This window comes from Synechococcales cyanobacterium T60_A2020_003, assembly GCA_015272205.1.
GTDB lineage: Bacteria > Cyanobacteriota > Cyanobacteriia > RECH01 > RECH01 > JACYMB01.
In genome coordinates, this window is record JACYMB010000133.1 from 1 (window position 1) to 6,152 (window position 6,152).

General features: G+C 52.7%; 5 protein-coding genes. 2 read left to right on the top strand and 3 right to left on the bottom strand.

The features are described from left to right. Nucleotides 1-400 precede the first annotated feature (400 nt). The gene (locus IGR76_06940; GenBank protein MBF2078249.1) at nucleotides 401-1,690 is read left to right on the top strand and encodes a hypothetical protein; all 1,290 of its coding nucleotides are present in this window, start codon (nucleotides 401-403) and stop codon (nucleotides 1,688-1,690) included. Here IGR76_06940 and IGR76_06945 read toward each other — a convergent pair. Further along, a complete protein-coding gene (locus IGR76_06945) occupies nucleotides 1,687-3,285 on the bottom strand; it encodes a hypothetical protein (protein MBF2078250.1) in 1,599 nt (532 codons plus the stop codon). The genes IGR76_06940 and IGR76_06945 overlap by 4 nt on opposite strands. Nucleotides 3,286-3,336: 51 nt before the next feature. On the opposite strand from IGR76_06945, the gene IGR76_06950 reads away from it, so the two are divergent. Then, a complete protein-coding gene (locus tag IGR76_06950; protein ID MBF2078251.1) occupies nucleotides 3,337-3,924 on the top strand; it encodes a 2OG-Fe(II) oxygenase in 588 nt (195 codons plus the stop codon). Between the two features lie 123 nt (nucleotides 3,925-4,047). On the opposite strand, the gene menD is transcribed toward IGR76_06950, so the two are convergent. Continuing rightward, entirely contained in the window at nucleotides 4,048-5,790 is a 1,743-nt protein-coding gene (gene menD / locus IGR76_06955) for a 2-succinyl-5-enolpyruvyl-6-hydroxy-3-cyclohexene-1-carboxylic-acid synthase (GenBank protein MBF2078252.1), read from the bottom strand. 98 nt (nucleotides 5,791-5,888) lie between these two features. Then, nucleotides 5,889-6,065: a hypothetical protein gene (locus IGR76_06960; GenBank protein ID MBF2078253.1), complete on the bottom strand. Its 177-nt coding sequence runs from the start codon at nucleotides 6,063-6,065 to the stop codon at nucleotides 5,889-5,891. Between the last annotated feature and the right edge of the window lie 87 nt (nucleotides 6,066-6,152).

Consider the following 6,152-nt stretch of genomic DNA (forward strand, 5'->3'; position numbering starts at 1 on the left):
AGAGCGATCTGGGGAAGCCCGCGCTCTACCCGATAGGGTGAGCGTCGGGAGGATGGCACTGCCAAGCTTTATGGCACTTTCAGCCCTAGGTTTGGGTTCTTCATATAAGCTTTAATCGATCCAGCATTGACACGGATCGTTTTGGTTTGAGCTTGTGTTCTCCCTTCGTATGATTAGATACGATGGATTAGAGAAAGTTCTGCTATTCTCTCTTAGCAGGAATTCTATATCGCAAAAGGTTGAGGCACCTGATTGGCAAGCCTTAGAGAACCAGTGAAGGGTGCAAACGCACCTCCAAGGTATGTGACGTATTTGGGGGTGTTTGGGAGTCGTGCAATGAACCTGTTATTTTTACTCTAGATCTCAATGTGCTGCCCGGATGACGCGAGGTTTGCCTGCAATGACCGCACAGACCAATAGTAGATACGAACGCCAAATCACTCAGGATGAGCAGACGCTCTACGATCACTTGCTCTATTGGGCAGAACTCGAAACGCCCGACCAGTTGATCGAACGTTTTCGTGACCTGTTTATTGATGGCTCTCACTATGACGATAGTGAGGTTCTCGGTGCCTTGGATCGGGTCACTGCATCCCGATACGCGCAGGAAGATTTCCGGTATGTGCTGAACCGATGCTGCCACATCTTGATTAACCGCTGGTTGGCGCGATCGCAGCTTCAAGCGGCCATTCCGGAACTGATTCAGTTATTTGATACCGTTCCCTCTCCGGTCGTTGCGGCGGGGGTCTATCGTTCCCACGGGCTACGACGGCTCCGGGAGTTGGTTCGTGGGTTTTACGACACCGAACAATATGTAACGCTACAGCGTCTAGCGCAAGTTCTCACCCAAGACCTGCAGGGTAGCTTTGCGGAAAATCGCCCTCTGGGTACGCTTATTAGCCGCTATCCGTACCTCTACAGCCACTGCTTGCTGACTGAAAACAGCGTTCAGGAGCAAAAAGCAACCGTTCGCAAGCTTCAAAAGCAGCGTCAGCATCAGTTTGAACTGGATTTATCGCAGTACGCCACGTATCTCGTGCGGCGATCGCAGCTTGATAGTGCGCTCTGCCCCACTCAAGAGACAAACTCAATCATCTATCCGGTGAATAACCCCACCCTCCTCGGCGACAAAGATCTGGGCACAGCCCTAAAGCACTACGTAGGGAGAGTAGATGGCTCCCACACCTACAAAGACTTAGCCCACAATTTTTTAGCCTGTAGTCACTACTCGCAAACGTTCCGATCATTTAAGGACGATCTTTATGACTACATCCTAACGTCCGTGGACGGTGATTATGGCAAACGCCAGTTTAACAACCAGCTCTACGCCCAGTTAAAATCCTCCTTCCCAGAGAGTAATTCCCGGCCCGTTAACGATTTCTTGATTGTACGCACTTGTAGCCAATTGCTGAATTTCCTGGTGGTGGAAGGTGCAGATCATCCTCGGCACTTTGTGTTTATCGATTTGATTACCAACCTAGGGCCGATCGTAACGACAGGACTACTGCTCAAGATTGTGCTGATTTGCAGCAAGGTGAGGCCGTATCTAGAACGGCGACTGTCCATCTTGTTTAACCATTACGAAGAAAGTGAGCAAAAGGCGGTTCGCTGGCTCGTTAAGATCCTAGAAAACTTGAATATTGCTCTCAGTATTCATTTTGGCTCGATGGATCTGTCGTTCATCCGCTAGGGCAACCAGTTTGGGCGAAGCCCTGAAAGGGGCAAAGCTTCCGGTGGCGTTGGAACCGGAATTCCGTCGTCATCCTGGGCTAAGGGCAAAAACCAGAGCTGTCCGCTGGCGATCGCCTTGCCATCTGGCCCAACTAATCCAGGATTGGCATCACTATCGGAGGGTTCAGCTTCAGCCTTGACTTGGTCAAACAAAATCCCCAAGTTATCCGGCGACAGGCTCATGCGGAGATCGGGCTGAACCGGAAGTTGGAGCAGATCCACTTGATCCCCCGTGTCTAACACAATGGCAACCAGATAGGGCTGCTCCACAAAAACCTCGCCGGGAAATAGCGTGCGCTCGTCCTCAACCGCATCCTCAGGGGCGGGGGCAAGGGTCGCTTTCGTGACTAGGGTATACAGAATCTTTTTCCGGGCATCAAACTGAGCATTGAGCACCGATCCCCCCTCCACCGTCCGCAGCAGTTCGCGCTCTTCACCGAAACTCGTCACCAAAAACAGGGATTCGGTATAGTCCGTATTGAACTTCACCATGGCGGCGGCGGTTCCGTCATTGGCGAAACTCAGCACCCGTCCAAACTGGGGCAGAAAATCTAAAGGCTCGGTTTCCGCTTGGTCTTTGGCATCTTCTGACAGGGGTAAGATGGCCGTGCCTTCTCCCTGGAGAACCGCGATCGCCTGACTATCGGGCGTAATCACAAAATCACCACTCGGCTCGATGGGCATCTTTTCAGGGGGTTCATTGTCCCGGATGATCCACAAGCCAAAATCGGTAGGATCATCACGGTTGACCCGCTGCACCACAATCACCTGCCCATCGGGCGAGAGATCAAACTTGAGATTTTGATAGGTTTGGTTGTCTAGGACTTCGGTAATCACACCAGGGGGATCGGACGTGGGTTTCAAAACCGTGCCCGATTGTCCCCTTCCCGGTAGCGCAGCAGGGCTATCCGGCTGAATTCCCGTAGAAACCGTGTACAGCTTGGGCGATCCCACACCCTGCGTCGGCGTAGAGGCATCGAGGGCTGAAAACAAAATGCGATCGCCTAGGGGATAGGGCTTGAAATCGAGAACGGTCAGGTTCTCAGGAGTCAGTACGGTTTCCGATTGCTGGGACAGATTCTGCACCTTCAATTGCCCATCGTGGTCTCCGTCTAAGCTCAAGTACGCAAAGGCGCGATCGCGGGTGCGAAAGGTTGCGGAGAAAGGTTCCATCACACTTTGACCCACCCGACTCCCGACGGTATCGACAGCGTTTTCTAAGGCAACCGAAAAATCCGTGCCGTAGGGGGCAGGTTGATCTAAGGTATAGGCCATCCGCCGACCCGCCCAACTCACCTTTCCAGGCAAGGACGGCTCAATGCGTAAATTATCCTCAACACTAGCGTGCTCCATCGGCTGGCTAAAGGTCAAAATAAAAGCGATGTCCTCAGCGCCAATTTGCTTATCCTGCCAGGAAAATTCCCGAACTCGGGGAGCGGCGTGATCGCCCGTTAACAGCAGAAGGCCAATCAAGGCCGAAAGCACGACCATCAACAGCAATGCCGCCCGATCTAGCGGTTGCGGAAACTGGTTTGACGGAGAGCGATAGGTCATAGCGGCACAGGACACAAATTCTCAGTACACCTTACGATGTCTTCAAACATTATGACGGCTCATACTTTAACCGCGTTAGGAAACGACATTTTCTTGATCAAAGATGCGCTGGAGCCTGCCGTCTGTAAGCAGATGATTGAAACAGCGATGTGTCACGGGTTTGATTCCGCTGGCATCCTCATCAATCAAGTCAATAATCAAGTCCGGAACAGCGATTTGCTCGAACTCGGTCACTCCAATCCACTCCTAGCCTCGGCCAACGAGTTACTCCATAGCAAGCTCGGCATTGTCCAAAAGCTACTCTACCAGGAATACGGCATTAAGTTTCTCTATGCAGAACCCTGTTCGATTTTGCGCTACAAGGAAGGCCAATTTTACAAACGCCACGTTGACAACATCCTACTCGCCAATCGTTTCCAAGAACTAGAGCATGGCATCCCTACCCGTGATATTAGCGTTGTCGGATACCTCAACGATGATTTTGAAGGGGGAGAAACCTACTTTGACCGCCAGGATGTGCGCGTCAAACCAATTGCCGGAGCTATTCTCGTATTTCCGGCCTATTTTTCCCATCCGCATCAGTCCCTGCCCGTCACCCAGGGACAAAAGTATGCGTTTACAAGCTGGCTCTTTCGCTAATGGGTCTGGCACTCAAAGCTTCTGCTGGAACCCTCTGAAACAGAACCTCGGTTTCTCTGGCAGGGGCTATGCCAGATCGTTAGAACAACAACTCAGAAACCAGGGTTCTAACCCGCCGATGCTCTAGAGATTTTGGGAGATTGCTCGAAATAGGGCACTTCGCCACGCTGCATTCTGCTTGCGATCGCTCCGAATTTCCAACACCCGAATGCCAGAGTCCGGGAATTCAGATAGCAATTCCTGAAACTGCGTCCAAGACTGAATCAAGGTATGGCTCACTCCGTAGGCGCGACAGAGTTGAGCCATATCCACTGATTGCGGCGTGGCGAAAAATTCCTCGAAGGGTGGGTCAAACTGGGAAATTGGCAGCATTTCAAAAATGCCCCCGCCATCGTTATTCACCAGCACGATCGTGAGGTGTCCCCGGAGGTGCGATCGCAGCAAGAATCCGTTCGTATCATGCAGCAAGGCCAAATCTCCGGTAAGTAGCACAGCATAGGGCTGACCGTGGGCAATCCCCAGAGCAGTGGACAGCGTGCCATCAATGCCGTTTGCGCCGCGATTGGCAAAGGGACGAATGTGGCGATCGCCCGATGGCCAAAACCATTCCACATCCCGGATCGGCATACTGTTGGCAATAAAAATGGGCGTATCCGTCGGCAAAACTTGGGAGAGGAGCCAGGGAATTTTGCTCTCGATCCAGTCTTCGGTTGTTGATAACACTCGCTGAATTTCCTTTGTTACCTGGGTGTTGAGTGATGTCCAGCGATCGCCATACTCTACCCGTTCCGGCGTTGGCTCCAGAGAGGACACTGCGGCGGCGATATGTTCCACCGACCCGCGCAAATGGACGGTGAATCCGTGGAGGGGATCGAGGTTGCGATCGCCCGGATCAATCACCCACTGCCTCGGCTGAGCCTGGGTCAGCCATTCGCGCAGCACCTTGCTAGTTGGCATTTCCCCAATGCGAATCACCAGATCAGGGGCAAGATCCGCCGCACAGTCAGGATTCCGCAAAATCCAGTCGTAGGTGGTGATAACATCGGGAATCTGCTGGGCAAAATTCCGTACGGGAGATAAACCTTCCGCCAGTACCGGGAATTTCAGATGGTTGGCGAGGGCGGCGATCGCCCCACAGTACGCCTCTGGATTTTGAGGTTGGGCAATTCCGGCAATGATGATCCCCCGCTGTGCCGAATACCAAGCATCCGGGATGGACGGGAAACTCGATAGAGTAGGCGGGGCTAGTCCTTCCGAAATTGCGTCAAAGAAGTGGGCCGGAAATTGGGTCGCGAATGCTTCTGCTTCCAGCATCGAGATGGGAGCCAGCGGATCACGAAAGGGCAGATTTAAATGAACTACACCAGGCACGGGATCGTGCGATCGCCCCCAAGCATGGACAACGGTTTGACGCAGATAGGCCAGTAATCCCAGGTCTAACTCTGGCACGGCCACTTCGGCGTAGTCATTCACCACAGACCCAAACAGTTTTTGCTGATCAATGGTTTGCCCGGAATTGCAGGCTCGCAGTTCTGGCGGGCGATCGGCAGTCAGGACGAGCAAAGGTACACGGCTCTCGTAGGCTTCGATGATCGCTGGGTAAAAGTTGGCTCCAGCCGTTCCCGACGTACATACCAAAGCCGTCGCCCTGCCCGATCGCTTCGCCAATCCCAACGCAAAAAACGCCGCCGATCGCTCATCAAGTACCGGAATCGCCTCTACATTCGGATGGGCAGCAAAGGCGAGGGTCAACGGTGTAGAGCGAGAACCAGGACAGAGCACGGCCGTCCGCAATCCCAACCGGGCTAACACTTCGACTAAAACCGATGCCCAAATGGAGTTTGGCGTGCTGAACTGAACGGGCATAAGACCTGAGAAGACGGGCGATCGCCCCAAAAACCTGCATTCTCCACTGTACGGTGAAAGACGTTGCGCCGGTTGAATCGTTAGCGTATTCTCTTGAGCTACGGGATTGTCCAGTCCTCGGTGCGTAATTCCACAACCTGCCCAAAATCTGAATTGTTCCGGGTTACCAGCGTTGCATTATTGAATTGATCAGAGCGATCGCCGCAATTCTCAAATCCATTGTTCCAAGTCGGGATACTCCCTTCGCAGTCGTTGATGCTCCAAAGCAGCTCCACGGTCAAAAGGAACAATCGCAATGGATTGATAGTTAGAGGATATTTGGAAATACGGAGAGGTCACAATTGCTCAGGTCAATCTGCGTA

What these genes read in the sequence shown, in the direction of transcription:
- IGR76_06940 (MBF2078249.1), top strand. Translation starts at nt 401, where the DNA reads ATGACCGCACAGACCAATAGTAGATACGAACGCCAAATCACTCAGGAT.
- IGR76_06945 (MBF2078250.1), bottom strand. Translation starts at nt 3,285, where the DNA reads ATGACCTATCGCTCTCCGTCAAACCAGTTTCCGCAACCGCTAGATCGG.
- IGR76_06950 (MBF2078251.1), top strand. Translation starts at nt 3,337, where the DNA reads ATGACGGCTCATACTTTAACCGCGTTAGGAAACGACATTTTCTTGATC.
- menD (MBF2078252.1), bottom strand. Translation starts at nt 5,790, where the DNA reads ATGCCCGTTCAGTTCAGCACGCCAAACTCCATTTGGGCATCGGTTTTA.